General features: G+C 68.9%; 24 protein-coding genes. 19 read left to right on the plus strand and 5 right to left on the minus strand.

The window, feature by feature from the left end:
* Nucleotides 1-3: 3 nt before the first annotated feature.
* The 7 genes from BJ972_RS01780 to BJ972_RS01810 all read left to right on the plus strand — a co-directional run bounded on the left by BJ972_RS01780 (nt 4) and on the right by BJ972_RS01810 (nt 7,941).
* Complete coding sequence (locus BJ972_RS01780) at nt 4-1,998, plus strand: acetyl/propionyl/methylcrotonyl-CoA carboxylase subunit alpha (protein WP_129174869.1); 1,995 nt, start codon at nt 4-6, stop codon at nt 1,996-1,998.
* Nucleotides 1,999-2,000: 2 nt separating this feature from the next.
* Nucleotides 2,001-3,167 carry an acyl-CoA dehydrogenase family protein gene (locus BJ972_RS01785; protein ID WP_129174871.1) on the plus strand — a complete coding sequence of 389 codons (1,167 nt, stop codon included), beginning with the start codon at nt 2,001-2,003 and terminating at the stop codon, nt 3,165-3,167.
* Nucleotides 3,168-3,178: 11 nt separating this feature from the next.
* The gene (locus tag BJ972_RS01790; protein ID WP_129174873.1) at nt 3,179-3,667 is read left to right on the plus strand and encodes a MaoC family dehydratase; all 489 of its coding nucleotides are present in this window, start codon (nt 3,179-3,181) and stop codon (nt 3,665-3,667) included.
* On the plus strand, nt 3,664-4,488 hold the full coding sequence (locus tag BJ972_RS01795; protein WP_129174875.1) for an HpcH/HpaI aldolase/citrate lyase family protein: 825 nt from the start codon (nt 3,664-3,666) through the stop codon (nt 4,486-4,488). The genes BJ972_RS01790 and BJ972_RS01795 overlap by 4 nt, the downstream gene beginning before the upstream one ends.
* A gap of 75 nt (nt 4,489-4,563) precedes the next feature.
* Entirely contained in the window at nt 4,564-5,556 is a 993-nt protein-coding gene (locus BJ972_RS01800; protein ID WP_129174877.1) for an aldo/keto reductase, read from the plus strand.
* A 366-nt stretch (nt 5,557-5,922) separates the two neighbouring features.
* Complete coding sequence (locus tag BJ972_RS01805; protein WP_129174879.1) at nt 5,923-7,308, plus strand: M16 family metallopeptidase; 1,386 nt, start codon at nt 5,923-5,925, stop codon at nt 7,306-7,308.
* 30 nt (nt 7,309-7,338) lie between these two features.
* Nucleotides 7,339-7,941 (plus strand): histidine phosphatase family protein, encoded by a 603-nt coding sequence (locus BJ972_RS01810; RefSeq protein WP_129174881.1) that lies wholly within the window; start codon nt 7,339-7,341, stop codon nt 7,939-7,941.
* 7 nt (nt 7,942-7,948) lie between these two features.
* Here the strand turns inward: BJ972_RS01810 and BJ972_RS01815 are convergent, their stop codons facing one another.
* Complete coding sequence (locus tag BJ972_RS01815) at nt 7,949-8,434, minus strand: GNAT family N-acetyltransferase (protein WP_129174883.1); 486 nt, start codon at nt 8,432-8,434, stop codon at nt 7,949-7,951.
* Between the two features lie 41 nt (nt 8,435-8,475).
* On the opposite strand from BJ972_RS01815, the gene dapB reads away from it, so the two are divergent.
* The 6 genes from dapB to BJ972_RS01845 all read left to right on the plus strand — a co-directional run bounded on the left by dapB (nt 8,476) and on the right by BJ972_RS01845 (nt 13,645).
* Complete coding sequence (gene dapB, locus BJ972_RS01820; RefSeq protein ID WP_129174885.1) at nt 8,476-9,240, plus strand: 4-hydroxy-tetrahydrodipicolinate reductase; 765 nt, start codon at nt 8,476-8,478, stop codon at nt 9,238-9,240.
* Nucleotides 9,237-9,680, plus strand: a complete 444-nt coding sequence (locus tag BJ972_RS01825; RefSeq protein ID WP_164989932.1) for a hypothetical protein — start codon at nt 9,237-9,239, stop codon at nt 9,678-9,680. Before dapB ends, BJ972_RS01825 begins: the two co-directional genes overlap by 4 nt.
* Nucleotides 9,681-9,761: 81 nt before the next feature.
* The gene (locus tag BJ972_RS01830) at nt 9,762-10,349 is read left to right on the plus strand and encodes an ATP-dependent Clp protease proteolytic subunit (protein WP_129174887.1); all 588 of its coding nucleotides are present in this window, start codon (nt 9,762-9,764) and stop codon (nt 10,347-10,349) included.
* Between the two features lie 26 nt (nt 10,350-10,375).
* Nucleotides 10,376-11,044: an ATP-dependent Clp protease proteolytic subunit gene (locus BJ972_RS01835; protein ID WP_129174889.1), complete on the plus strand. Its 669-nt coding sequence runs from the start codon at nt 10,376-10,378 to the stop codon at nt 11,042-11,044.
* Between the two features lie 133 nt (nt 11,045-11,177).
* Entirely contained in the window at nt 11,178-12,455 is a 1,278-nt protein-coding gene (gene clpX, locus BJ972_RS01840) for an ATP-dependent Clp protease ATP-binding subunit ClpX (RefSeq protein WP_129174891.1), read from the plus strand.
* Nucleotides 12,456-12,493: 38 nt separating this feature from the next.
* A complete protein-coding gene (locus tag BJ972_RS01845) occupies nt 12,494-13,645 on the plus strand; it encodes a benzoate/H(+) symporter BenE family transporter (protein WP_241830818.1) in 1,152 nt (383 codons plus the stop codon).
* Nucleotides 13,646-13,746: 101 nt separating this feature from the next.
* Here the strand turns inward: BJ972_RS01845 and sepH are convergent, their stop codons facing one another.
* A complete protein-coding gene (sepH, locus tag BJ972_RS01850; RefSeq protein WP_129174896.1) occupies nt 13,747-14,850 on the minus strand; it encodes a septation protein SepH in 1,104 nt (367 codons plus the stop codon).
* Nucleotides 14,851-15,029: 179 nt separating this feature from the next.
* On the opposite strand from sepH, the gene BJ972_RS01855 reads away from it, so the two are divergent.
* Entirely contained in the window at nt 15,030-15,323 is a 294-nt protein-coding gene (locus BJ972_RS01855; RefSeq protein ID WP_129174898.1) for a DUF4193 domain-containing protein, read from the plus strand.
* Here BJ972_RS01855 and BJ972_RS01860 read toward each other — a convergent pair.
* Nucleotides 15,320-15,784 carry a DUF3093 domain-containing protein gene (locus BJ972_RS01860; RefSeq protein ID WP_129174900.1) on the minus strand — a complete coding sequence of 155 codons (465 nt, stop codon included), beginning with the start codon at nt 15,782-15,784 and terminating at the stop codon, nt 15,320-15,322. The genes BJ972_RS01855 and BJ972_RS01860 overlap by 4 nt on opposite strands.
* Before the next feature lie 38 nt (nt 15,785-15,822).
* Between BJ972_RS01860 and dut the strand changes: the two genes are divergently transcribed.
* The 5 genes from dut (at nt 15,823) to dxs (ending at nt 22,707) form a co-directional block, all read left to right on the plus strand.
* On the plus strand, nt 15,823-16,281 hold the full coding sequence (gene dut, locus BJ972_RS01865) for a dUTP diphosphatase (RefSeq protein ID WP_129174902.1): 459 nt from the start codon (nt 15,823-15,825) through the stop codon (nt 16,279-16,281).
* Nucleotides 16,278-16,910 carry a DUF3710 domain-containing protein gene (locus BJ972_RS01870; protein ID WP_241830805.1) on the plus strand — a complete coding sequence of 211 codons (633 nt, stop codon included), beginning with the start codon at nt 16,278-16,280 and terminating at the stop codon, nt 16,908-16,910. Before dut ends, BJ972_RS01870 begins: the two co-directional genes overlap by 4 nt.
* A gap of 4 nt (nt 16,911-16,914) precedes the next feature.
* Entirely contained in the window at nt 16,915-17,670 is a 756-nt protein-coding gene (locus tag BJ972_RS01875) for a DUF3159 domain-containing protein (protein ID WP_129175330.1), read from the plus strand.
* Between the two features lie 156 nt (nt 17,671-17,826).
* The gene (gene acnA / locus BJ972_RS01880) at nt 17,827-20,637 is read left to right on the plus strand and encodes an aconitate hydratase AcnA (RefSeq protein WP_129174904.1); all 2,811 of its coding nucleotides are present in this window, start codon (nt 17,827-17,829) and stop codon (nt 20,635-20,637) included.
* A gap of 123 nt (nt 20,638-20,760) precedes the next feature.
* Nucleotides 20,761-22,707 carry a 1-deoxy-D-xylulose-5-phosphate synthase gene (gene dxs / locus BJ972_RS01885; RefSeq protein WP_129174906.1) on the plus strand — a complete coding sequence of 649 codons (1,947 nt, stop codon included), beginning with the start codon at nt 20,761-20,763 and terminating at the stop codon, nt 22,705-22,707.
* 38 nt (nt 22,708-22,745) lie between these two features.
* On the opposite strand, the gene BJ972_RS01890 is transcribed toward dxs, so the two are convergent.
* Together BJ972_RS01890 and BJ972_RS01895 are read right to left on the minus strand one after the other, a co-directional pair.
* Nucleotides 22,746-23,291, minus strand: coding sequence for a dihydrofolate reductase family protein (locus tag BJ972_RS01890; protein WP_129174908.1), 546 nt, complete (start codon nt 23,289-23,291; stop codon nt 22,746-22,748).
* Between the two features lie 96 nt (nt 23,292-23,387).
* Nucleotides 23,388-25,526, minus strand: coding sequence for a 3-hydroxyacyl-CoA dehydrogenase NAD-binding domain-containing protein (locus tag BJ972_RS01895; protein ID WP_129174910.1), 2,139 nt, complete (start codon nt 25,524-25,526; stop codon nt 23,388-23,390).

Below are 25,526 nucleotides of genomic sequence, written 5' to 3' on the forward strand. Positions count from 1 at the left end.
GCGATGCCCCTCTTCGACTCCGTGCTCGTCGCCAATCGCGGCGAGATCGCCGTGCGCATCATCCGCACCCTCCGCCGACTCGGAATCCGATCGATCGCCGTCTACAGCGATGCCGACATCGACTCTCCGCATGTCTCGCTCGCCGACGTCGCCGTGAGGATCGGCCCCGCCGATGCGCGCGAGAGCTACCTCGACCCGGCGCGCATCGTGCGGGCCGCGACCCAGACGGGCGCTTCCGCCGTGCACCCCGGCTACGGCTTTCTCTCCGAGAGCATCGAGCTGCTGAGGGCGTGCGACGCGGCGGGCATCGTCCTCATCGGGCCGGGCGCACTCGCGCTCGACGTCATGGGCGACAAGATCCGCGCGAAGGCGCACGTCGCCGGGTCGGGTGTGCGGGTCGTCCCGGGCATCGAGGGCGGCAGCGATGACGACCTCCTCGCGCGAGTGCACGAGGTCGGGTTCCCCCTCCTCGTGAAGCCCGCCGCCGGGGGAGGCGGCAAGGGTATGCAGATCGTCCGCGACACCGCTGGCCTTCCCGAGGCGTTGCGGGCCGCGCGTCGCATCGCGAGCGCCGCCTTCGGAGACGACTCGCTGCTCCTCGAACGTCTCATCGACCGACCGCGCCACATCGAGGTGCAGGTCCTCGCCGACGCCGTCGGCACGACCGTCGCCCTCGGCGAACGCGAGTGCACGCTGCAGCGCCGGCACCAGAAGGTCATCGAGGAGGCGCCGTCGCCGGCTCTCGACGATGACACCCGCGCGCGTCTCGGTGCAGCCGCCGTCGAGGTCGCGCGGAGCGTCGACTACCGTGGGGCCGGAACGGTCGAGTTCCTCGTCTCGGCCGACGCGCCCGACGACTTCTTCTTCATCGAGATGAACACCCGACTGCAGGTCGAGCACCCCGTGACGGAGCTCGTCACGGGCGTCGACCTCGTCGAGCAGCAGGTGCGCATCGCCGCGGGCGAGGCGCTCGCGATCGGCTCGCCCACGGTCACGGGGCACGCCATCGAGGCGCGCGTGTACGCCGAGGACCCGGATGACGACTTCCTGCCGTCCGCGGGCGAGATCCTGCTGTGGCACGAGCCCGAGGGCGCCGGAATCCGCGTCGACTCCGGTATCGCCACGGGCGGGGTCGTCTCGACGTCGTACGACCCGATGCTCGCGAAGATCATCGCTCACGGCTCGACGCGGGCCGAGGCGATCGAGCGACTCGACGTCGCGCTCGCCGAGACCGTCCTCGCGGGAGTCACCACGAACGTCGGCTTCCTCCGTGAGCTGCTCGCCGACCCCGACGTCCGTGAGGGGCGCCTCGACACGGGCCTCATCGGTCGTCGCCTCGAGCGCCGCGAGGTCGCCGCCGTGCCCGCGAGCGTCGTCGATGCCGCGGCGACGTGGCTCGAGGCCGAACGCACGACGGCAGGCGCGGTCTCGCCGGAGCATCGCCGACCGGCATCCGCACTGTGGTCGTCGCGATCGGGGTGGCGCGTGGGCGAACACCGCCCCGTGCACCACGACTTCGTCGACGCCGCGGGTCGCGTCGTCTCCGGCAGGGTGCTCTCCGATCGCACCGCCTCTGATCGAACCGCTGAGAGCGGAACCTCCGTCATCGCCGTGCGCTCGCCCGACGGAGCGATCTGGGTTCACGCCGAGGGCACGACCGCCCGACTCGAACCGCTTACCCGCGAGGCACGACTCGCCCGCGAACTGGCCGCCCGTGCCCCGGAGGACGTCCTCGCCGATCCGGCACTGCGCTCGTCGATGCCGGGAACCGTCGTCGCCCTCCTCGTCGCCGACGGTGCACGGGTCGAGACCGGCGACACCGTCCTCGCCATCGAGGCGATGAAGATGGAGCACCCCGTGCGTGCGAGCATCTCCGGCGTCATCCGTCTGCGCGTCGCCGTCGGCGATCGCGTCGACCGCGCGCAGATCGTCGCCGAGATCGAACCATCGCCCACCCCGCCGACACCCGACTCACCGACCACCGATACAGGGAGCTGACCATGGACTATCTGCTGAGCGACGACGAGCAGCGGCTCTACGACGACGTCTGCCACTTCGCCGACACCGTCGTCGCGCCCGCCGCCTACGACTACGACACCGAGCGCCGCCTGCCGATGGAGATCATCGCGCAGATGGGCGAGATGGGGCTCTTCGGTCTGCCCTACCCCGTCGAGTACGGCGGTCAGGGCAAGGACTACATGCAGCTCTGCCTCGCCGTCGAAGCGCTCGGCCGCGTCGACCAGTCGATCGGCGTGACGCTCGAAGCGGGCGTCGGTCTCGGTATCATGCCGATCTACCGGAACGGCACCGACGAGCAGCGCGCCGAGTGGCTGCCCGACCTCGTCGCGGGTCGCGCACTCGCGGGCTTCGGGCTCACCGAGGCCGAGGCCGGTTCCGACGCCGGCGCGACGAAGACGACCGCCGTGCTCGACGGCGACGAGTGGGTCATCAACGGCTCGAAGCAGTTCATCACGAACTCCGGAACGCCCATCACGAGTCTCGTGACGATCACCGCGGTGACGGGGGAGTCGACGCGAGCCGACGGCAGCACGAAGAAGGAGCTCTCGAGCATCATCGTTCCGACGGGCACCCCGGGGTTCACCGTCGGCGCCCCCTACGACAAGGTCGGTTGGCACACGTCCGACACGCATCCGCTCACGCTGACCGACGTGCGCGTGCCGGCGAGCAACCTGCTCGGCCAGCGCGGGCGCGGCTACGCCGACTTCCTCCAGTCCCTCGACGAGGGACGCATCGCGTTCGCGGCCCTCGCGACGGGCGCCGCACAGGGCTGCCTCGACGAGGCCGTGCGCTACGCCAAGACGCGCAACGTCTTCGGATCACCCATCGGGTCGCACCAGCACATCGCCTTCACGATCTCGCGCATGCAGGCGCGCGTGCAGAGCGCCAGGCTCACGTGGCACGACGCCGCGCGCAAGCTCGTCGCCGGGCGCCCCTTCAAGACCGAGGCGTCGATCGCGAAGCTCGTCGCGGGGGAGGCGGCCATGGAGAACGCGCGTGCCGCGACGCAGATCTGGGGCGGCTACGGGTTCCTCAACGAGAACGCGGTCGCCCGCCACTACCGCGACTCGAAGATCCTCGAGATCGGCGAGGGCACGACCGAGGTGCAGCTCATGATCATCGCGCGCGAACTCGGCTTCGCGGCGTAGGGAGACGAGAGATGAGTGACGACAGCCGACGCCGCGTCGTTCAGCGCGGTCTGTGGTTCGACGAGTTCGAGAGCGACGTCGTCTACGTGCATCGGCCCGGGCGCACCGTGACCGAAGCCGACAACGTGCTCTTCACGACGCTCACGATGAACACGCAGGCCCTGCACCTCGACGCGGCGTGGGCCGAGACGCAGCCCTTCGGCGAGAGGCTCGTCAACTCGATGTTCACGCTGTCGACCGTCGTGGGCTCCTCCGTCGCCCAGCTGACCCAAGGGACGATCGTCGCGAACCTGGGGTTCAGCGACGTGCGATTCCCTCACCCCCTCCTGCACGGCGACACCCTCTACTCCGAGTCGACCGTCGTCGAGAAGCGCCTGTCGTCCTCTCGACCCGGTGAGGGCGTCGTCACTCTCGAGCACACGGGGCGCAACCAGCACGGCGACGTCGTCGTCGTCGCACGTCGCGCGGTGCTCGTGCGGGTGGAGGGAGAGAACGGATGACGGCCGCATTCGCTCTGGGACCGGCTCTGCTCTTCTGCCCGGCGGATCGACCCGACCGATACGCCACGGCGCTCGAGCGTGCCGATGCCGTCATCCTCGACCTGGAGGACGCCGTCGAGCCGAGCCGTCGCGCCGAGGCGAGAAAGGAGGTCGTCCGATCGCGCCTCGACCCCGACCGGGTGATTGTGCGGGTGAACCCCGCGACGAGCCCCGACCACTCTGCCGACGTCGACGCTCTCGCTCGGAGCCACTACCGATACGCCATGCTCGCGAAGGCCGAGTCCCGAGCCGACCTCGAGCTGCTGTCGCCCTGGCCCACGATCGCCCTCTGCGAGACGGCCGCCGGTGTGCTCGCCGCGGCCGAGATCGCGAGCACGCCCGCTGTCGTCGCCCTCATGTGGGGAGCGGAAGACCTCGTGGTCTCCCTCGGCGGCACATCGAGTCGCACGGGCGACGGCGCGTACCGCGACGTCGTCCGTCACGCACGATCGGCGGTCGCGCTCGCCGCAGCCGCGCACGGTGTCGGAATGATCGACACCGTGCACCTCGACATCGACGACGCGGACGGGCTCGCCGCCGAAGCCGCCGACGCCGCGGCGCTCGGGTTCGTCGCGACGGCGTGCATCCATCCCGCCCAGGTCGGGATCATCCGTGACGCGTATCGTCCGAGCGTCGACGAGATCGAACGCGCGAGAGAGCTCCTCGCCGCGGCCGAGGGCATGACGGGCGCCTTCCGATTCCGGGGAACGATGGTCGACGCGCCCGTGCTCCGCCACGCGCACACGGTCGTGCATCGGGCAGGAACCCCAACGATTCGGTAACGGTTCACCGCGCCGTTCCGAACCGGTCGCTTCGCGGTTCTACTCTCGACACATCCGGGGGGAAGGAGTGGATCGATGACGGAATCGCGCACCGTGCAGTCCGCGAGCACTCGCGACACCGTCCTCGTCGAGACCAACCCCCTCTCGGGTCCGATCTCCGTGCCCGCGCCGCGCCGACGCGGCGATCTGCCCCCGCTCCTCGCGCCGCTCGTGCTCGGCACGAACATGTTCGGAACCGCACTCGACTCGCACGCGGCCGTCGACATCCTCGACCGCTTCCTCTCCAACGGCGGAAGCGCGATCGACATCGCCCACGACAGCGTCGCCGGGCGCGCCGAACTCATCGTCGGAGCGTGGCTCCGCTCGCGAGAGCGCCGCGATCACGTCATCGTCTCGACGCGCGCCGGCCGCAACGGTGCCGCGACCCCCGCCGCGCTCCGCAGCGCCGTCGACGGCTCGCTCGCGCGCCTCGGTGTCTCCCGCATCGACATCCTCTTCCTCGGCGACGACGTGAACGTCCCGCTGGAAGACAGCCTCGGCGAGGCCGAGCGGCTGATCTCCGCCGGCAAGGTCGGACTGATCGCGGCGGCCGACTTCACGGCCGACCGTCTGTTGGAGGCACGCATCCTGGCGTCGGTCGGCCTCCCGCGATTCCACGCACTGCGCACGCGGTACAACCTCGTCCAGCGTCGGGCTTTCGAGGGCGAGCTCGAACTCGTCGCGCGCGGTCAGGACCTGCCCGTGTTCGCGAGCTTCCCGCTCGCCGGGGGATATCTCGCCGGCCCGGAACGCGACCGCGTCGCCGCTCGCATCGACCCGAACGCCGAACGACTCGCCCGGCACCCGGGGCGCCGCGGTCACCGCGTGCGGGCCGCCGTGGCTCGTATCGCCGACGATCGCGGTGTCGCGCCGGCATCCATCGCTCTCGCGTGGCTCCTGGCCCGCCGCGCGGTCTACGCGCCCGTCATGAACGCCACGCGACCCGCGCACGCCGACGCACTGCTCGGCGCTGCGATGATCCGACTGACGCGTGGCGACATGGTCGACCTGGATCGCGCCTCGGCTTAGCGCGGCACGAATTCCGGCTCCGACAGTGTTGGCCGGATAGTCGAATCCTTCTTGACGACCATCCGGCCAACTCCGACGGGCGCTGAGCGCCTTCGGGATCGTCGGTGCTAGGGTTCACCGGCTGTTTTTTCACCGGCCGACCGACCGGAGATGAACTCCGTCGTGCCAACCGGGGAGGAGGGGTCAGGCCCATGCGAGCCCTGCAGCCCCCGGTGTCATTACCAGTGTTTTGGGGACGTCACGGGTAACGACATGCCGACTATAGCACCGGCATATGAGGGGCTGTCCAGCATTTCTGAGGAAGTATCGACTTCGGATTTCACTGCCTCGGCGCCTCTCCTGTCGGGCTGGCATAGGGTGGACAGGATGAACGGCGCCGTCGACTTTCCACTCGAGAGAGCAGAGCTCTCCTTCCGTGCGGCGGGCGATTCGCTCGTTCGTCGCAGCGTCCTCCCGAGCGGGGTCCGTATCCTCAGTGAGCAGGTGCCCGGCGCGAGGAGCGCGACCATCGGTTTCTGGGTCGCCGTGGGCTCCCGCGACGAGCAGCCGGCCGACGCGCGACACCCGTCGACCTTCGGTTCGACGCACTTCCTCGAGCACCTCCTCTTCAAGGGCACGCAGAAGCGCACCGCGCTCGACATCGCCGTCTCGTTCGACGCCGTGGGTGGCGAACACAACGCGATGACGGCCAAGGAGTACACCTGCTACTACGCGAAGGTGCAGGACCGCGACCTCCCGATGGCCGTCGAGGTGCTCGCTGACATGTTCACATCGTCGCTCCTCGATCGCGACGAGTTCGAGAACGAGCGCGACGTCATCCTCGAAGAGATCGCCATGGCGGGCGACGACCCCGCCGATGCCGCCAACGAGCGCTTCTTCGAAGCCGTGCTGGGCGGCCACCCGCTCGGGCGCCCGATCGGCGGCAGTCCCGAGACCATCCGCGCGGTCACGCGCGACGCCGTGTGGGACCACTACGGCGAGAACTACCGACCCAACGACCTCGTCGTCACGGTCGCGGGCGCCGTCGACCACGATGCGCTCGTCGCCGCCGTGACCACGCACCTCGAGGGGGCCGGCTGGGACCTCGGCATCGCGGCCTCGCCCGTGCCCCGCCGCAACAACCAGCCCGCCGACATCGTGCGCGGCTCGGCCATCTCGATCACGCAGAAGCCCATCGAGCAGGTCAACCTCTATCTCGGTACGACGGGTCTCGTCGCGACCGACGAACGTCGCGTCACGATGAGCGTCCTCAACGCCATCTTCGGCGCGGGCATGTCGTCGCGCCTCTTCCAGGAGATCCGCGAGCGGCGCGGTCTCGCGTACTCGGTCTATTCCTTCGCCCCGGCCTACTCCGATGCGGGGCTCTTCGGTCTCTACGCGGGGTGTGCCCCGGCGAAGGCCGGGCAGGTCGCCGAACTCATGCTCGACGAGCTGCGCACCCTCGCCCGCGACGGAGTGACGCCCCTCGAGATCGAGCGAGCAGCGGGGCAACTCGGAGGCGCATCCGCCCTCGCCCTCGAAGACAGCGACACGCGCATGTCTCGGCTCGGCCGCGCCGAGATCACGCTCGGCGAGTTCGCCGATCTCGACGAAGGACTCCGCCGGATCGCTCGCGTCACCCCCGACGACGTGCGTGCGCTCGCGCAGAGCATCGTCGACCGACCGTTCTCCCTCGCCGCAGTCGGTGCCACGAGCGCCGACGTCTTCGCGAACGTCGTCGACGTTGCGACGCCGACAGACGACGCCGCCTGACCGGGCGTCGAACGACAGGAAAGGGTCATCGTGCCCCACTACCTCTACCTCGTCCGTCACGGCGAGCAGCTCGACGCCGAGCACGGCCTGCCCGACGGACCGCTCTCGCCCCGCGGGCGACGCCAGGCGCAGTACCTCGCCGAACGACTCGGCGGCGTGCCCTTCGACGCGGCCTACCACTCGCCCCTGCAGCGGGCGAGCGAGACGGCGGCGATCATCGCCGAGAAGATGCCCGCGCTCACACCCGAGCCGTCGGCTCTGCTCTTCGACTGCATCCCCTCCGGGCCCGCCCCGGAGACGCCATCGGTCTACGACCCCTTCTTCGGTTCCTTCACGGAGGAGGAGTTCGAGGCCGGTCGTGCGCAGATGGAGGACGCCGTCGGCGAGTTCCTCCGATCGCACCGTGAGGAGCGCCACGACCTCCTCATCACCCACAACTTCGTCATCGCGTGGTTCGTGCGCGAGATGCTCGGAGCGCCCGCCTGGCGTTGGGTATCGATCAATCAGGCGAACTGCGGACTCACGGTGCTCCACCAGAAGCCGGGCCGCCCGTGGAACCTCGTCGTGCACAACGACCTCGCGCACCTTCCGCCCGAGATGCGGACGGGCATGCCGGAGAAGCTCGCCTTCTGATCGGGCCTCAGTCCGCCGCGAGCCGCTTGCCGTACCAGTGGGTGGCGTTGGGGTTGGCGTTGTACGGCTCGATCTCGGCGTAGCCGGTCGAGCGGTAGAGCCCTCCCGCCGCGGCGAGGCTCTCGTTGGTGTCGAGCACGACGAACTCGGCGCCGAGCGATCGCGCGCGACGCTCGAGTTCGGCGAGCAGCAGGCGGCCGTAGCCGCGGCCGCGCGAGTCGGGGTGCACCCAGAGGTGCTTGACCTCGAAGCGCACGAGCAAGTCGTCGGCGCGCTGCACGCGGCGCACGCCGCCGCACCCGGCCGTCGGTGAGTCGTCGTCCGATGCCACGAGGAAGACCCCGGCGGGAGGGACGAACTGCGCGGGCGCCGGGTAGGTGGGGGAGTAGGCGCCCTGGGACGCCGGGAAGCCCGCCGCGCGTTCGGCGAAGTAGGCGCCCAGCAGCTCCTGCACGACCGGGTCGTCGACTGGTCGGTTCTCGAATCGCAGCATGCCGACAGCCTAGGCCGCGGCGCGGTTGCTAGGGTTTCCAGGTGACCACCTCCATCGCCGTCGTCGGCATCACCGGCACCATGGGCCGCCTCGTCGAGGCCCTCATCGAGAGGTCGGACGACCTCTCCCTCCACGCCGGACTGCGGTCGACGAGCTCTCTCGACGAGATGCTCGGTGCCGATGTGGTCATCGATCTGACCCACCCCGGCGCGAGTCAGGCCGTCGTCGAGTTCGCGGTCGACCACGACATCCCCCTCGTGGTCGGCACGTCGGGCTGGTCGCGTGACCGCATCGCGACGATCGAAGCGCGTCGTCGTGCTGCCGAGTCCTCGGCCGGGGTGCTGTTCATCCCGAACTTCTCGGTCGGCAGCGTGCTCGGCACGACCCTCTCGGCACTCGCCGCCCCCTACTTCGACTCGATCGAGATCCTCGAGGCGCATCACGCCGGCAAGATCGACTCTCCCTCGGGCACGGCCGTGCGCACGGCCGAGCGCATCGGCGAGGCCCGCTCCGGGGTCGGCCCCGTCGCGGCGCCGCACACCGACCAGCGCGCTCGCGGTCAGCAGGTGTCGGGCGTACCCGTGCACAGCATGCGGCTCGCGGGCGTGCTCGCCCGGCAGGACGTCGTCTTCGGCGGCACGGGGGAGACCCTCACGATCACGCACTCGACGCTCTCGGCGAGTTCGTACGAGTCCGGCATCCTCCTCGCCCTCGCAGCGGCGCGGAACGAGACGGGGGTCGTCGTCGGCCTCGACCGGCTGCTCGGCCTCGACGCGATCGGCCCCCGAGGCTCGGACCCCGCGTGACGACTCGCATCCTCGTCGCCGTCATGGCGGCGCTCCTCGGCATCTACCTCGTCCTCGTCGGATGGCGCGCCGTGCAGCTCGTCGCGACCGGTGAGCCCGTCGCGATCGGCATGGGCGTCGCCCTCGTCGTGCTGCCCGTCATCGCCGTCTGGTTCGTGGGCCGCGAGATCATCTTCGGCATGTCGTCGACGAGGCTCGTCCGTCGCCTCGAGGCCGAGGAAGGTCCGGCCCTCGCCGACCTCCCGCGACTGCCGAGCGGGCGACCCGAGCGCGCGGCATCGGACGCCGCGTTCCCGGCTCGACGAGCGGATGTCGAGGAGCACCCCGACGACTGGCGGGCCTGGCTCCGCCTCGGTCTGGCCTACGACGCGTCGGGCGACCGCCGTCGTGCTCGCGCCGCCGTTCGGCGTGCGATCCAACTCGACCGCGCGTCGGCCTGATCTGCCCAGGGCGAACACCGGCATTCGGGCTGCTCTGCTCGGATAGATTCGTCACAACGCGACAACGAAACGGAGCACGACATGGCCGAACCGACACTGACGCCCAGTGTTTTTGACCGCCTGCTGAAGGACCGCATCATCTGGCTCGGTTCCGAGGTGCGCGACGACAACGCGAACGAGATCGCGGCGAAGCTCCTCCTCCTCGCCGCCGAGGACTCGGAGCGTGACATCTACCTCTACATCAACTCGCCCGGTGGCTCGATCACCGCGGGCATGGCGATCTACGACACGATGCAGTTCGTCCCGAACGACATCGTCACCGTGGGCATCGGCATGGCGGCCTCGATGGGGCAGCTGCTCCTCACGGCCGGCACGAAGGGCAAGCGATACATCACCCCGAACGCACGCGTCCTCCTCCACCAGCCGCACGGTGGCTTCGGTGGAACCGCGAGCGACATCCAGACCCAGGCGCAGCTCATCCTCGACATGAAGAAGAGGCTCGCCGAGATCACCGCGGCTCAGACCGGCAAGTCGGTCGAGCAGGTCAACGCCGACGGTGACCGCGACCGCTGGTTCACCGCGCAGGAGGCGCTCGAGTACGGCTTCGTCGACCACATCCGCGAGTCGGCGAGCGACGTCGCCGGCGGCGGCGGAACCGAGCAGGCGTAGGCGCGAGAGAAGAGAGAAGACAGAGAATGAACATCCCCTCCTTCGGTGGCACCGCCTTCAACGGCGCCGAGGCACCAAGCTCGCGGTACATCCTGCCGAGCTTCGAAGAGCGCACGGCCTACGGATACAAGCGCCAGGACCCCTACGCGAAGCTCTTCGAAGACCGCATCATCTTCCTCGGTGTGCAGGTCGACGACGCGTCGGCCGATGACATCATGGCTCAGCTGCTCGTGCTCGAGTCGATGGACCCCGACCGCGACATCATCATGTACATCAACTCGCCCGGTGGTTCGTTCACCGCGATGACGGCGATCTACGACACGATGCAGTACATCCGCCCGCACGTCATGACGGTCGTGCTCGGACAGGCCGCCTCCGCTGCAGCCGTGCTCGCCGCCGCGGGCACGCCGGGCAAGCGTCTCGCTCTCCCGAACGCCCGCATCCTCATCCACCAGCCCGCGGTGGGCGAGGCGGGGCGCGGCCAGGCCTCCGACATCGAGATCCAGGCGGCCGAGATCATGCGCATGCGCGGATGGCTCGAGCAGACGCTCTCGAATCACTCGAACCGCTCGGTCGAACAGGTCAACTCCGACATCGATCGCGACAAGATCCTCTCCGCTCAGGAGGCGCTCGAGTACGGTCTGATCGACCAGGTCCTCTCGTCGCGTAAGAGCGTCCCGGCCCTCGTCAAGTAGGTCCTCGTCGAAGGCGGATGTCGCTTACTGCGGCATCCGCCTTCGTCGTCCGCCGCGCCGGTAGCCGCCCATCACGCCCCGGTGTCGGTATCACGGGTTAGGCTCGGAGTACTGCACATCCTGGGAGGCTCAGATGGCTCGAATCGGTGAGAGCGCCGACCTGCTCAAGTGCTCGTTCTGCGGAAAGAGCCAGAAGCAGGTGCAACAACTCATTGCCGGGCCCGGCGTGTACATCTGCGACGAGTGCGTCGAACTGTGCAACGAGATCATCGAAGAGCGACTCGCCGAAGCCGGCGAAGAGGCGACGAGCGAGTTCGACCTTCCTAAGCCGAAAGAGATCTTCTCCTTCCTCGGCGAGTACGTCATCGGCCAGGAGGCCGCGAAGCGCGCTCTCGCCGTCGCGGTCTACAACCACTACAAGCGTGTTCGCGCTCGCGCAGCGCTCGGCCCCGCCGAAGCGGTGCGCGACGACATCGAGATCGCGAAGTCGAACATCCTCCTCATCGGGCCGACGGGGTGCGGCAAGACGTATCTCGCCCAGACGCTCGCGAAGCGACTCAACGTGCCGTTCGCCGTCGCTGACGCGACGGCGCTCACCGAGGCCGGGTACGTCGGTGAAGACGTCGAGAACATCCTCCTGAAGCTCATCCAGGCCGCCGACTACGACGTCAAGCGTGCCGAGACGGGCATCATCTACATCGACGAGGTCGACAAGATCGCCCGCAAGGCCGAGAACCCGTCGATCACTCGCGACGTCTCGGGCGAGGGCGTGCAGCAGGCGCTGCTCAAGATCCTCGAGGGAACGGTCGCCTCGGTGCCGCCGCAGGGCGGTCGCAAGCACCCGCATCAGGAGTTCATCCAGATCGACACGACGAACGTGCTGTTCATCGTCGCCGGTGCGTTCGCGGGTCTCGAAGACATCATCTCGTCGCGGGCGGGCAAGCGCGGCATCGGCTTCGGTGCCCCCCTGCACAACAAAGAAGACGAGGCGACCATCTTCAGCGAGGTCCTCCCGGAAGACCTGCACAAGTTCGGTCTCATCCCCGAGTTCATCGGTCGCCTTCCCGTCGTCACGACCGTCACACCGCTCGACCAGGAGGCTCTCATGGAGATCCTGACCGAGCCGAAGAACGCCCTCATCAAGCAGTACCAGCGCATGTTCGAGATCGACGGCGTCGAGCTCGAGTTCGATCGTGAGGCGATCGAGGCAATCGCCGACCTCGCGGTGCTACGCCAGACGGGTGCCCGCGGTCTCCGAGCGATCATGGAAGAGGTGCTCGGACCGATCATGTTCGAGGTGCCGTCGAGTGACGACGTCGCTCGCGTCGTCGTGACGCGGGCGAGCGTGCTCGACAACGCCGCGCCGACGATCGTGCCGATCCAGCAGCGTCGAGAAGAGAAGTCGGCCTAAGCGCCGCCGCACTCCCGGTCCCGACCATCCTCCAGACCATCGTCGCCGGCGTCATCGCCGCGATCACCGGCTTCGCGAGCTCGTTCGCACTCGTCATCGCGGGCCTGCACGCCGTCGGCGCGACCGACGCCCAGGCCTCCTCGGGGCTCTTCGCCCTGTGCCTCGTCGTGGGTGTCGTCTGCATCGTGCTGCCCCTGTGGCTGCGTGTGCCCGTCTCGTTCGCCTGGTCGACGCCCGGTGCCGCGCTCCTCGTCGCGGCGGCCGGCACGACGGGCGACTTCGGAGCCGCTATCGGCGCCTTCCTCGTCTGCGGCGCCCTCATCGTCGTGTGTGCGCTGTGGCCGGCCCTCGGGCGGGCCATCACGCGCATCCCGAAGCCCATCGCGAGTGCCATGCTCGCCGGCATCCTCTTCCCGATCTGCCTCGCGCCGGTGACGGCGGCGATCGAGCAGCCGTGGGTCGCGGTCCCGATGATCCTGGTGTGGCTCCTGCTCGTCCGGCTCGCGCCGCGGTGGGCGGTCCCCGCCGCAATGCTCGTCGCCGCGATCGGCATCGGCGTGATCGCCGGCCCCTCGGCCTTCACGGGCGACGCCATCGTGCCGCGACTCGAGTTCGTCGCACCGGTCTTCGACCCGTTCGTGATCGTCAGCCTCGGTGTTCCGCTCTTCATCGTGACGATGGCGGGGCAGAACGTGCCGGGCTTCGCCGTCCTCTCGACGTTCGGCTACTCGCCCGCTCCGCGACCCGTGCTCCTCGCGTCGGGCGCGGCGACCGTCGGCGGTGCCCTCTTCGGCGGCCACGCGGTGAACCTCGCCGCGATCACGGCGGCGATCATGGCGAGCCCCGAGGCGAATCCCGATCCGGCGAAGCGCTGGGTCGCAACCCTGACGAGCGGCGTCGGCTACATCGTGCTGGGGCTCGGCGCCGGCGTCGCGACGGCCCTCGTGACCGCGTCGCCGCCGATCATCATCACGGCGGTCGCGGGTCTCGCCCTGCTCGGCGCGCTCACGACCTCGATCGGTGCCGCGCTCGATGACGCCCGCCACCGTCTGACGGCGATCGCGACGTTCCTCGTCACGGCGTCCGGCGTCGCCGTGGCGGGCATCGGTTCGGCGTTCTGGGGCCTCGTCGTCGGCGGGATCGTCATGCTGTGGACGACGCGACGCCCCCGTACAGAGCCAGACGCCTGACGCGTCGACCCTCGACGCATCGACAATCGCCGTTCGTGTCGAGAATCGCCGTCAGAGTGGCGACTCTCGACACGAACGGCGATCGTCGGTGAAGCGAATGCTCAGGCGAGGTCGTCGTCGGTGCGAGCGCCGAAGACGATCTCGTCCCAGCTCGGCATCGAGGCGCGACCCTTGCGTGCCGCTGCGCGAGGCGAGGACGACGCCGCCGGGTCGGTCGAGCTCGCCGAGACGCCCTTGCCGCCCCAGAGCGCGGCAGACGCCTGGCGAGCCGTCGGAGCCTGTTCCTCGGTCGACGGAGTCTCGTCGTCGAACGTGTCGAGCGGCACCTCGGTCGTGGTCTGGGCAGGCGTGGCGGGCGTGTGCACGGCGGGCGTGAGGGCCTCGCGCTCACCGCGGCGACGGCGGAGCGCCTCGAGCAGGTCGGCGGTCTCGCTCAGGTTCTGCTTGGGCTCTTCGGCGCGCTTGATCGCGGCATCCGATGCGGCGTTGGTCGAGCTGCGGCCGTAGGGGATCGGCTCGAACTGGGGCGCCGTGTCGGAGGCGGAGCTCTCATCGTCGGCGAAGGTGAACGCGCCGCTGTCGAAACGCGACTCGTCCGACGATCCGTCGGAGCCCACCGCGCGCAGGCGGGGGATCAGTCCTCCTTTGACGTCGCCCTGCTGAGAGAGCGTGATCGCCTCGGAGTTGATGGGCTGGAGGGCGTTCTTCCGCGGCTCGAAGCCCCAGCGTGCGTCGTGGTCGATCTCGTCGGCCGTGAACTCGAGCTTGATGATCCAGCCGCGCTCCTCGTCCTTCCAGCTCGCCCAGCGCTCGCCCGACGCGTCGAGACGGGCCAGTCGTTCGCGGATGACGGTGCCGAACGTCGACGAGTCGTCGGCCGGGTCGATGTCGTGGCCGACGTGCACGGGCACGCCGAGCGCCGAGGTCACCATGTGTTCGCGTTCGGCGAGCACCGGGCCCTCGAAGCGTTCGATGTCCTCGACATCCGCTCCCGTCACCGCTGCGACCTCCTCGGCGGAGAGTCCGGCGCGGATGTGCGCCTGGATCTCACGCGGTGAGAGCCGCGGCCCATGGCTCTTGTCCGTCTTCGCCTGACGAAGCCGCGACTGCAGCACTTCATCGATGGCGATCCGGAATCGCGCGCCTTCATCGGACGCCGCGACGAGCGCGCCGTTTTCGACTCCGATTACCTTCAACTCCTGCATCGCGGAAGCCCCTTCTCGGTCTCTTCTGCCGCCAGGATGTCATGCCGAACGCCCCCGGACGGGGAATAGACCGGGCGCGCCGGAAGTTGCATGTGAGCGCGGTCGACGGGGTTTGCTATTCCCCGGTGATTGATGCAGACTATGGCCGCCGATCTTCGGCTCAGATGGAATGGATGGTAATGGCAACCGACTATGACGCCCCCCGTAAGACCGACGACGACTCCGAGTCGATCGAGGCTCTGAAGGAGCGTGTTCCCGACAAGATGTCGGGTGTGGTCGATGTCGACGACGCCGACAACCCGGGTGGATTCGACCTTCCGGGCGCAGATCTCTCCGACGTCGAGCTCGACGTCGTGGTGCTGCCCCCGCAGGCCGACGAGTTCACCTGCGTGAACTGCTTCCTCGTGAAGCACCGCTCGCAGATCGACCACGAGACGAAGCTCGGGGCGATCTGCCTGGAGTGCGCCGCCTAGGCGTTCCCCGCACTCGACTCTGGCCGTCGCGATCCATTGATCGCGGCGGCCAATTCGTTGGGCTTCCGCGACGAGATGAGCCAGTAGGGCGTCGGATCCTTCGGGTCGACGATCTCCACCCGCACGACGTCGCTCACCCAGCCCCTGATCATCAGGAAGGCGCGGACGTCGAGACGGCGTCCGCGTTCGGCGCTCGCCTCGGTGCCAGCGAAGCCCACGGCCTCGCCCGTGAACTCGAGCGGGATGCTCGCTTTCGCGGCACGCAGTTCACCGCCCGACACCTCGACGACGGGGGAGGCGAGGAGCAGCAGCCCGGCCACGCCGAGGTACAGCACGACCCCCGTGATGATGCCCGCGGGCAGGCTGATGGGGGCGAGGACGAGGATGCTCGCAGGGATGAGGAGTCCGGTGATGATGAACATCCAGGGCGTCGCCCAGAGTCGCTCGCGGTAATCAGGCATGGGTCTATTCGATCAGACTTCTGCACTAACCTCGTCACGTGACCGAATCCGTCGACGTCCTCATCACGGCCGACCGCCTCCCTTCTTATGCGCACCCCGGTGATGCCGGGGCCGACCTGCACGCCGCGGAGTCGCTCGTGCTCGAGCCCGGTGAGCGCGCGACCGTCGGAACGGGCGTCTCGATCGCCCTCCCCGACGGCTATGTCGCGTTCGTCGTCCCGCGGAGCGGCCTCGCGTTCAAGCACGGCATCACGATCGTGAACGCGCCGGGCACGGTCGATGCCGGCTATCGCGGTGAGATCAAGGTCTCGCTGCTCAACACCGATGCGCGTGAGGCCTACTCGATCAGCGTCGGCGACCGCATCGCCCAGGTCATCGTCATGCCGGTGAGCCGCGCACGCTTCGTGCCCGTCGATCGCCTGCCGGGCAGTGAGCGCGGCGAGGGCGGATTCGGCTCCACCGGATTCAGTGAGAGCAAGTCAGGAGTTTCAGCGTGAGCGAGATTGAGAACGAGGGCGTGTCCGACGCGCCCGTCGAGTACCCGAAGTCGGCCCCCGAAGACCGCGAGACCGCCGGTCCGCTCGACGATTCCGAGGCGAACCCGGTCCGCCCGTACGTCGACCTCGGCGGAGTGAAGGTCCTCCCGCGCGAGGGCCTGCACCTCCGCCTCGAGGTCGAAGAGGGCTCCAAGCGTGTCGTCGCCGTGGGCCTCGACTACGCGAACTCGACCCTGCAGGTGCAGCCGTTCGCCGCGCCGCGCTCGAGCGGGCTGTGGCACGAGATCCGCGACCAGATCGCGGAGCAGATCTCGCGTCAGGGCGGAACGACGACGGTGCGCGAGGGAGCCTTCGGCCCCGAGCTGCTCGCGCAGATCCCCGTGGCGTCGACCGATGGTTCGGCCGGCCACATGCGCCTCGCGCGCTTCATCGGCGTCGACGGCCCCCGCTGGTTCCTCCGCGGCGTGATCGCCGGAGCAGCCGCTGTCGAGCCGTCCGCGGCCGAGAAGATCGAAGACCTCTTCCGTTCGATCGTCGTCGTGCGCGGCTCGACCCCGATGCCGCCGCGCGACCTCATCCCCCTGCGCATGCCCGCCGCTGCGGGCAGTGCCGAAGCGGCACCGGCCTGAGCCGATGGCGACGGATGACGGTGCGGAGCGCCGCGACGAGACGACGACCCCCGAGGTCGATCCCGCGACCGCTCTCGGAACGGGATTGGCCGGTGCGGCCGATCGTGCCGGACTCGGTGCGATCGCCCGCGGCGACGAGCTGAAGCCGGGCGAGCTGCTCGGTGCTCTCGGAGGCTTCCGCGGCCTCGCCGAGGCCATCGTGCCGGGCCTCGTCTTCCTCGTCGTCTACACGCTGAGCCCGAAGACCGACCAGGGGCTCTTCGTCGCCCTCGCGGCATCCGTCGGTCTCGCTGTCGTCTTCACCGTCATCCGCCTCGTCACCCGCAGCCAGCCCTCGCAGGCGATCGCCGGTCTCGTCGCGGTCGGCGCGTCGGCCGCGCTCGCGCTGTGGACGGGCAACGGGCGCGACAACTTCGTGATCGGCCTGTGGACGAACGTCGCCTACGCCGTCGCGATCCTCATCTCGCTCCTCGTGCGCTGGCCGGTCATCGGTCTCGCCGTCGGCTTCCTCATGAACGACGGCGTGAAGTGGCGGAACGACCGGCGGCGCTACCGCGCCATGCAGATCCTCACGATCTCCTGGCTCGGCCTCTTCGTCGCGCGCCTCGCCGTGCAGGCCCCGCTCTACTTCGCGAACAACGTCGAAGCGCTCGCGGCGACGAAGCTCATCATGGGCGTGCCGCTCTACGCCATCCTCCTCGTGGTCTCGTGGCTCATCGTGCGGGCGGTCTACCCGTCTCGCCCCGCCACGGCCGAGTGATAGAGTTATCTCGACATCAAGATAGTTTGAGCCCGCCACCGCGGGCGGTGCGCGACCCGTCCACTTAGGTGAGCCTTGCTGGAGCGAGCGGGTGCCCGCGCAGCAGAATGGGGCGTACCGCTGTGCCGCGGTCGCACCGGCGAAGGAGAGGACCCCGTGTCTCAAGTGAACAGTTTCGGAGCGAAGGACACGCTCCGCGTCGGCGAGAAGGACTACGAGATCTTCCGCATCGACTCCGTCGAGGGTCACGAGAAGCTTCCGTTCAGCCTCAAGGTGCTGCTCGAGAACCTGCTTCGCACCGAGGACGGCGCGAACATCACCGAGTCGCACATCCGCGCACTCGGCTCGTGGGACCCGAAGGCCGAGCCCGACACCGAGATCCAGTACACGCCGGCTCGCGTCGTGATGCAGGACTTCACGGGTGTCCCGTGCATCGTTGACCTCGCCACCATGCGTGAGGCCGTCGAGTCGCTCGGCGGAGACCCCAACAAGATCAACCCCCTCGCTCCCGCCGAGATGGTCATCGACCACTCGGTCATCGCCGACCTCTTCGGCACCGAGAACGCCCTCGAGCGCAACGTCGAGATCGAGTACGAGCGCAACGGCGAGCGGTACCAGTTCCTCCGCTGGGGCCAGACGGCGTTCGAGGACTTCAAGGTCGTCCCCCCGGGAACGGGCATCGTCCACCAGGTCAACATCGAGTACCTCGCGAAGGTCACCTTCACGCGCGAGGTCAACGGCGTGCTCCGCGCCTACCCCGACACGTGCGTCGGCACCGACTCGCACACGACGATGGTCAACGGCCTCGGCGTGCTCGGCTGGGGCGTCGGAGGCATCGAGGCCGAGGCCGCGATGCTCGGCCAGCCCGTGTCGATGCTCATCCCCAAGGTCGTCGGCTTCAAGCTCTCCGGCGCCATCCCCACGGGTGTGACCGCGACCGACGTCGTCCTCACGATCACCGACATGCTGCGCAAGCACGGTGTCGTCGGCAAGTTCGTCGAGTTCTACGGCTCGGGTGTTGCGTCCGTGCCGCTCGCGAACCGTGCCACCATCGGCAACATGAGCCCCGAGTTCGGCTCGACGGCCGCCATGTTCCCGATCGACGACGTCACCCTCGACTACCTGCGCCTCACGGGCCGCAGCGACGAGCAGATCGCCCTCGTCGAGGCGTACTCGAAGACGCAGAAGCTCTGGCACGACGCCGACGTCGAGCCCGAGTTCAGCGAATACCTCGAGCTCGACCTCTCGACGGTCGTCCCCTCGATCGCCGGCCCGAAGCGTCCGCAGGACCGCATCGTGCTGACCGAGGCCAAGGAGCAGTTCGAGAGCGACCTCACGAACTACACCTCGATCGACCACGACCTCGTCGACCTCATGACGAGCGAGTCGTTCCCCGCGTCCGACCCGCCCGGATCGACGCCGGAGGACGAGAACAACCACCACGAGCACCACCACCTGAGCCACGCTCCGCGTTCGGCGTCCAAGCCGACTAAGGTCGAGCTCGCCGACGGCGCGAAGTTCACGCTCGACCACGGTGCCGTGACGATCGCCGCGATCACGTCGTGCACCAACACGTCGAACCCGTCGGTCATGCTCGCCGCCGGCCTCCTCGCCCGCAATGCGGTCAAGAAGGGCCTCAAGGCCAAGCCGTGGGTCAAGACGACCCTCGCGCCGGGCTCGAAGGTCGTCACCGACTACTACGAGAAGGCCGGCCTCACCGACGACCTCGAGGCCCTCGGTTTCTACACCGTCGGCTACGGCTGCACCACGTGCATCGGCAACTCGGGCCCCCTGATCGAAGAGGTCTCGGCCGCGATCCAGGAGAACGACCTCGCCGTCACCGCCGTCCTCTCCGGAAACCGCAACTTCGAGGGCCGCATCAACCCCGACGTGAAGATGAACTACCTCGCGAGCCCCCCGCTCGTGATCGCGTACTCGCTCGCCGGTTCGATGAACTTCGACTTCGAGACCGACGCGCTCGGCACCGACACCGAGGGCAACGACGTGTTCCTCAAGGACATCTGGCCCGACGCGGCCGAGGTCCAGTCGACGATCGACTCGTCGATCAACGAGGGCATGTTCACCACGCAGTACGCCGGCGTCTTCGACGGCGACGAGCGCTGGCAGACGCTTCCGACGCCCACGGGCGCGATCTTCGAGTGGGACGAGAAGTCGACCTACGTGCGGAAGCCCCCGTACTTCGACGGCATGACGATGGAGACGACCCCCGTCACCGACATCCAGGGCGCTCGCGTCCTCGCGAAGCTCGGCGACTCGGTCACGACCGATCACATCAGCCCTGCCGGAAACATCAAGGCCGACAGCCCCGCGGGCCGCTACCTCGCCGACCACGGCGTCGACCGCAAGGACTTCAACTCCTACGGCTCGCGTCGCGGCAACCACGAGGTCATGATCCGCGGAACGTTCGCGAACATCCGCCTGAAGAACCAGCTCCTCGACGGCGTCGAGGGCGGCTACACGCGCGACTTCACGCAGGCCGACGCTCCCCAGGCGTTCATCTACGACGCCTCGCAGAACTACCAGGACGCCGGCATCCCGCTCGTCATCTTCGGTGGCAAGGAATACGGTTCGGGTTCGAGCCGCGACTGGGCGGCGAAGGGCACTAACCTGCTCGGCGTCAAGGCCGTCATCACCGAGAGCTTCGAGCGCATCCACCGCTCGAACCTCATCGGCATGGGTGTCGTCCCGCTCCAGTTCCCCGCGGGCCAGAGCGCCGACTCACTCGGACTCGACGGAACCGAGATCGTCTCGATCACGGGCATCGAAGAGCTCAACGAGGGCCGCACCCCGAAGACGGTGCACGTCGTCGCGACGCCGAGCGAGCACTCCGCCGCCGGCAAGCAGACGGTCGAGTTCGACGCGGTCGTCCGCATCGACACCCCGGGTGAAGCGGACTACTACCGCAACGGCGGAATCCTGCAGTACGTGCTGCGTTCGCTCGTCTGAGCACTGCATGACGCCTGAACGGGCGGCGACACCTCCGGGTGCGCCGCCCGTTCGCGTACCGCGCGGCGGATCGCGGCTCCGGCCCTCCGACGTAGACTCGACGAAGTAGGAAAGGCGGTTCGGATGACTGTTCTCGAGACGATCCACGGCCCCCGAGATCTCGATGCGCTCTCGAGCGACGAGGTCGAGCAGCTCGCCGCCGAGATCCGCGAGCATCTCGTCGCGAACATCGCGAAGACGGGTGGTCACCTCGGGCCGAACCTCGGCGTCGTCGAGCTCACCCTCGCCATCCACCGCGTCTTCGACTCTCCGCGCGACGCGATCATCTTCGACACGGGTCACCAGTCCTACGTGCACAAGCTCCTCACGGGGCGACAGGACTTCTCGACGCTCCGGCAGACGGGCGGCCTCGCGGGCTACCCGCAGCGGGGCGAGTCGGTCCACGACATCGTCGAGAGCTCCCACGCGTCGAGCTCGCTCTCGTGGGCCGACGGCATCTCCCGCGCCTTCTCGATGACGGGGCAGAGCGACCGCACGGTCGTCGCCGTCGTCGGCGACGGGGCCCTGACGGGAGGGATGACGTGGGAGGCCCTCAACAACATCTCCGACGACAACAATCGCCGGCTCGTCGTCGTCGTGAACGACAACGGACGCTCGTACGCGCCGACGATCGGCGGGATGGCGCGGTTCCTCAACAACGTGCGCACGAAGGAGTCGTACCGCACCCTGCAGCAGTCGAGCTGGCGCGCGTTCGATCGACTCGGCGCTCCGGCGCGTGCCTTCTACCGCGGAGTGCGCGGCGGCACGCACGGCTTCCTCAGCCGCTTCACCAACAACGACGCGCTCTACTCGAACCTCGACATCAAGTACATCGGCCCGATCGACGGCCATGACGAAGCCGCACTCGAAGAGGCGCTGCGGCAGGCGAAGGGCTACGGCGCGCCGGCCATCGTGCACGCGATCACCGAGAAGGGCCGTGGCTATGCGCCCGCCCTCCTCGACGTCGCCGATCAGTTCCACGCCGTCGGCCAGATCGACCCCGAGACCGGTCAGTCCCTCGACCGTTCGGCGCAGCAGTCATGGACGGGCGTCTTCGCCGACGAGCTCGTGCGCCTCGCCGCCGTCGACGAGACCCTCGTCGGAATCACGGCGGCGATGCTCCGCCCCACCGGCCTCCACAAGATGGCCGAGCGCTTTCCCTCCCGCGTGCTCGATGTGGGCATCGCCGAGCAGCACGCCGTCGCCTCGGCGGCGGGCCTCGCGTTCGGTGGGCTGCACCCCGTCGTCGCCGTCTATGCGACCTTCATCAACCGGGCTTTCGACCAGGTTCTCATGGATGTCGCGCTGCACCGCGCCGGCGTCACGTTCGTACTCGATCGGGCGGGAGTGACGGGGCCCGACGGTCCGAGTCACCACGGAGTCTGGGACCTCGCGATCCTGCAGGTCGTCCCCGGCATCCGTCTGGCCGCCCCGCGCGACGCCGAGCGACTCGTCGAGGAGCTGGGTGAGGCCGTCGCCGTCACCGATGCTCCGACCGTCGTCCGGTTCCCGAAGGGCAACGTCGGCCCGGAGATCGTCGCTGAGCGGCGTACCGACGACGGCGTCGACGTGTTGCGCGAGTCACCCCGGGAAGACGTGCTCATCATCACCGTGGGCGCGATGGCGACGCTCGGCCTCGACGTCGCCGCGCGCCTCGAAGCCCAGGGCATCGGTGCGACCGTCGTCGACCCCCGCTGGGTGGTTCCCGTGCCACGCAGCGTCATCGACTTCGCGGCCGACTACCGCATCGTCGTGTGCATCGAGGACGGAATCCGCGTGGGAGGCATCGGCACCCGGGTGCGTCAAGACCTCCGCGAGGCTGGCGTCGATACCGCGGTGACCGAGATCGGCCTGCCGGACGAGTTCCTCGACCACGGCTCGCGCGCCGACATCCTCGAGAGCGTCGGGCTCACGCCGCAGCAGATCGCCCGTGACGTCACCGCGATGGTGCTCGGTTCGAAGCTGCCGCACGCCCGCCCCGCCGCGAGCGACGCCGATACCCCGGTCGATCTCCGCAGCATCGACAGCTGAGCCCCGCCCGAGGTAGCGGCCCCGCCGGGACGCCTTCCTCAGCGCACGCGGTAGCGGAGTTCGATCGCTCCGCTCGGGAACGGAGTCGATCCCGTGAGTTCGAGCGAGCGCAGTGAATCGACGGAGAGGAGCGGCGCCCCGGCGCCGAGCACGAGCGGCATGACGGTCAGCTGCAGCTCGTCGAGGAGACCCGCGCGAGAGAACTGGGCGGCCACGTCGCCGCCGCCCACGATCCACACGTTCTTGCCGGCAGCCGACCCCACGATGTCGTCGCGGTGCGTCGCGACGTCGCCCGAGAGGAACCGGATGTCGCGGCCCGGGATCGTCTCGAGCTCGCGCGTCGTGAGCACCCATGCCGGGATGTCGTAGCTCCACGCGTCGGGACCCTCGCCGAGCAGGAATTCGTAGGTCGACGACCCCATGACCACCGCGCCGACCCCGGCGATGAAGGACTCGTACCCCGCGGTGAACTCGTCCATCCCGAAGGCGAGGAGCCAGTCGATCGATCCGTCGCGGTCGGCGATGAATCCGTCGACGCTCGCGGCGACGTAGTACTGGAACAGGGGAGCGGTGGAGTCGGTCATACCCTCCACGGTAGGAGGGGCCACCGACACCGAGCGCCCACCGACACCGAGGGCCCCCGACTGCGTCGGAGGCCCCCGGTCAGTGCGGAGTCGGGCTCAGTCGCCCGCTCCCGCGATGCGCGGGTGGTGGAACGTGTCGCCGAACGCACGCTCGCTCGCGCCGACGCGGTCGAGGTAGGGCGTCGCGCCGCCCATCTGGAAGGGCCAGCCGGCACCGAGCACCATGCAGAGGTCGATGTCCTCCGCGGCGTGCACGACGTCATCCTCGAGCATGCGGTGGATCTCATCGGCGAGCCCGGTCTCGAGGCGCGTTCGGATCTCTTCGGCGGTCTGCGGGTTGGTGCCGCCCTTCACGATCTTCAGCGCACCCTTGTCGAAGCCCGTGATGCGGCCCTTGCCGTCGCGGTCGAGGATGCGGCCGTGCTCGGCGAGGGCGTGCAGGTTCTTGCTCTCGAAGAAGCGGTCGGGGAAGGCCGCGTGGTGCGTGTCGAGCACGTGCGCGCCGACCTTCAGGCCGACGAGCTCCAGCAGCTCGAAGGGGCCCATGGGCAGGCCGAACGGCTTGACGGCGTCATCCACGACCTCGAAGGGGGTTCCCTCGTCGACGGCGTGCATCGTCTCGCCGAGCACCTTCGCGAGGACGCGGTTCACCACGAAGCCGGGGGTGTCCCGCGTGATGACGGCCGTCTTCTTGAGCTTGCCGGCGACCACCATCGCGGTCGACAGCGTCTCGTCGTTCGTCGCGGGGGTGTTCACGACCTCGATGAGGGGCATGACCGCGACCGGGTTGAAGAAGTGGAAGCCGACGAGTCGCTCGGGGTGTTCGAGCTTCGCGCCGATCTTCTCGACCGAGAGCGAGGACGTGTTCGTCGCGAGCACGGCCTCGGGGGAGATGTGCTTCTCGATCTCGGCGAAGACGTCCTGCTTGATGCCGAGCTCTTCGAAGACGGCCTCGATGACCCAGTCGCAGTCGGCGAAGTCGGCCTTGTCGGTCGTTCCCGAGACGAGCGCACGCAGTCGGTTCGCCTCGTCGGGCGAGATGCGGCCCTTCGACTCGAGCGCCGCGATCTCGTCGCGAATGTAGGCGAGTCCCTTGTCGACGCGGGCCTGATCGAGGTCGGTGATGACGACGGGCACGCGCAGGCGACGCACGAAGAGGAGTGCGAACTGGCTCGCCATGAGGCCGGCGCCGATGACGCCGACCTTCGTGACGGGCTTCGCGAGCGCCTTGTCGGGGGCTCCGGCCGGCCGCTTCGCGCGCTTCTGCACGAGGTTGAACGCATAGACGCTCGCCTGGAACTGGTCGCCCGAGATGAGCTCGGTGAGGGCGTCGTCCTCACGCTCGAAGGCCTCGGCCTTCGTGCCGCTCTTCGCGGCCTTGAGCAGCTCGAGGGCGAGGTAGGGCGCACGCGCGACCTCGCCGATGCGGCTCTTGAGCGTCTTCGTCGCGATGCCGATGGCGACGTCCCACTTCGCGAGCTTCTCGAGCTTGCCGGGGGCGTGCGGGCGCTTGACCGTGACGGTGCCCGAGAGCACGCCGTCGGCCCAGCGGATCGAGTCCTCGAGGTAGTTCACCGAGTCGAACATCGCGTCGGCGATGCCGAGCTCGAGCACGTCCTTGCCCTTGAGTGTGCGGTTCTGCTTGAGCGGGTTCTCGATGACGACCTTGAGCGCGTTCTCGATGCCGATGAGGTTCGGCAGCAGGTACGCGCCGCCCCAGCCGGGGATGAGGCCGAGGAAGACCTCGGGAAGGGCGACGGCGGGAACGCCCGCGTCGACCGTGCGGTAGTCGGCGTTGAGGGCGACCTCGAGGCCGCCGCCGAGCGCGAGCCCGTTGATGAACGCGAAGGACGGCACGCCGACCTCGGAGATCTTGCCGAGCGCGTAGTGGCCGAGCTGGCCCATCTTGCGCGCGAGGTCGACGCCGGTGATGTCGCCGACCTTGCTGAGGTCGGCGCCGGCCGCGAGGATGAACGGCTTGCCGGTCACCGCGACGCCGTCGATCTCACCGGCGGCGGCGCGTACGGCGAGGGTGTCGAGCACCGAGGCGTACTCGAGGAGCGTGTTCGGTCCGAGGGTGTTCGGCCTCGTGTGGTCGCGACCGTTGTCGAGGGTCACGAGCGCGAGCGTCTTGCCGCTCGGAAGCGGGATGTCGCGCACGAAGGAGTGGGTGATGACCTCGTCGGCGGAGGCTTCGGCGAGGTCGCTGAAATCGATCGTCGTGTAGTCGGTCAT

The organism is Agromyces atrinae (assembly GCF_013407835.1).
In the GTDB taxonomy this organism is placed as follows: Bacteria; Actinomycetota; Actinomycetes; order Actinomycetales; family Microbacteriaceae; genus Agromyces; species Agromyces atrinae.

Bases quoted from the DNA above. Each gene is read 5' to 3' on its own strand.
- BJ972_RS01780 (WP_129174869.1), top strand. From the start codon at position 4: ATGCCCCTCTTCGACTCCGTGCTCGTCGCCAATCGCGGCGAGATCGCC.
- BJ972_RS01785 (WP_129174871.1), top strand. From the start codon at position 2,001: ATGGACTATCTGCTGAGCGACGACGAGCAGCGGCTCTACGACGACGTC.
- BJ972_RS01790 (WP_129174873.1), top strand. From the start codon at position 3,179: ATGAGTGACGACAGCCGACGCCGCGTCGTTCAGCGCGGTCTGTGGTTC.
- BJ972_RS01795 (WP_129174875.1), top strand. From the start codon at position 3,664: ATGACGGCCGCATTCGCTCTGGGACCGGCTCTGCTCTTCTGCCCGGCG.
- BJ972_RS01800 (WP_129174877.1), top strand. From the start codon at position 4,564: ATGACGGAATCGCGCACCGTGCAGTCCGCGAGCACTCGCGACACCGTC.
- BJ972_RS01805 (WP_129174879.1), top strand. From the start codon at position 5,923: ATGAACGGCGCCGTCGACTTTCCACTCGAGAGAGCAGAGCTCTCCTTC.
- BJ972_RS01815 (WP_129174883.1), bottom strand. From the start codon at position 8,434: ATGCTGCGATTCGAGAACCGACCAGTCGACGACCCGGTCGTGCAGGAG.
- BJ972_RS01830 (WP_129174887.1), top strand. From the start codon at position 9,762: ATGGCCGAACCGACACTGACGCCCAGTGTTTTTGACCGCCTGCTGAAG.
- BJ972_RS01835 (WP_129174889.1), top strand. From the start codon at position 10,376: ATGAACATCCCCTCCTTCGGTGGCACCGCCTTCAACGGCGCCGAGGCA.
- clpX (WP_129174891.1), top strand. From the start codon at position 11,178: ATGGCTCGAATCGGTGAGAGCGCCGACCTGCTCAAGTGCTCGTTCTGC.
- sepH (WP_129174896.1), bottom strand. From the start codon at position 14,850: ATGCAGGAGTTGAAGGTAATCGGAGTCGAAAACGGCGCGCTCGTCGCG.
- BJ972_RS01855 (WP_129174898.1), top strand. From the start codon at position 15,030: ATGGCAACCGACTATGACGCCCCCCGTAAGACCGACGACGACTCCGAG.
- BJ972_RS01860 (WP_129174900.1), bottom strand. From the start codon at position 15,784: ATGCCTGATTACCGCGAGCGACTCTGGGCGACGCCCTGGATGTTCATC.
- BJ972_RS01875 (WP_129175330.1), top strand. From the start codon at position 16,915: ATGGCGACGGATGACGGTGCGGAGCGCCGCGACGAGACGACGACCCCC.
- dxs (WP_129174906.1), top strand. From the start codon at position 20,761: ATGACTGTTCTCGAGACGATCCACGGCCCCCGAGATCTCGATGCGCTC.
- BJ972_RS01890 (WP_129174908.1), bottom strand. From the start codon at position 23,291: ATGACCGACTCCACCGCTCCCCTGTTCCAGTACTACGTCGCCGCGAGC.
- BJ972_RS01895 (WP_129174910.1), bottom strand. From the start codon at position 25,526: ATGACCGACTACACGACGATCGATTTCAGCGACCTCGCCGAAGCCTCC.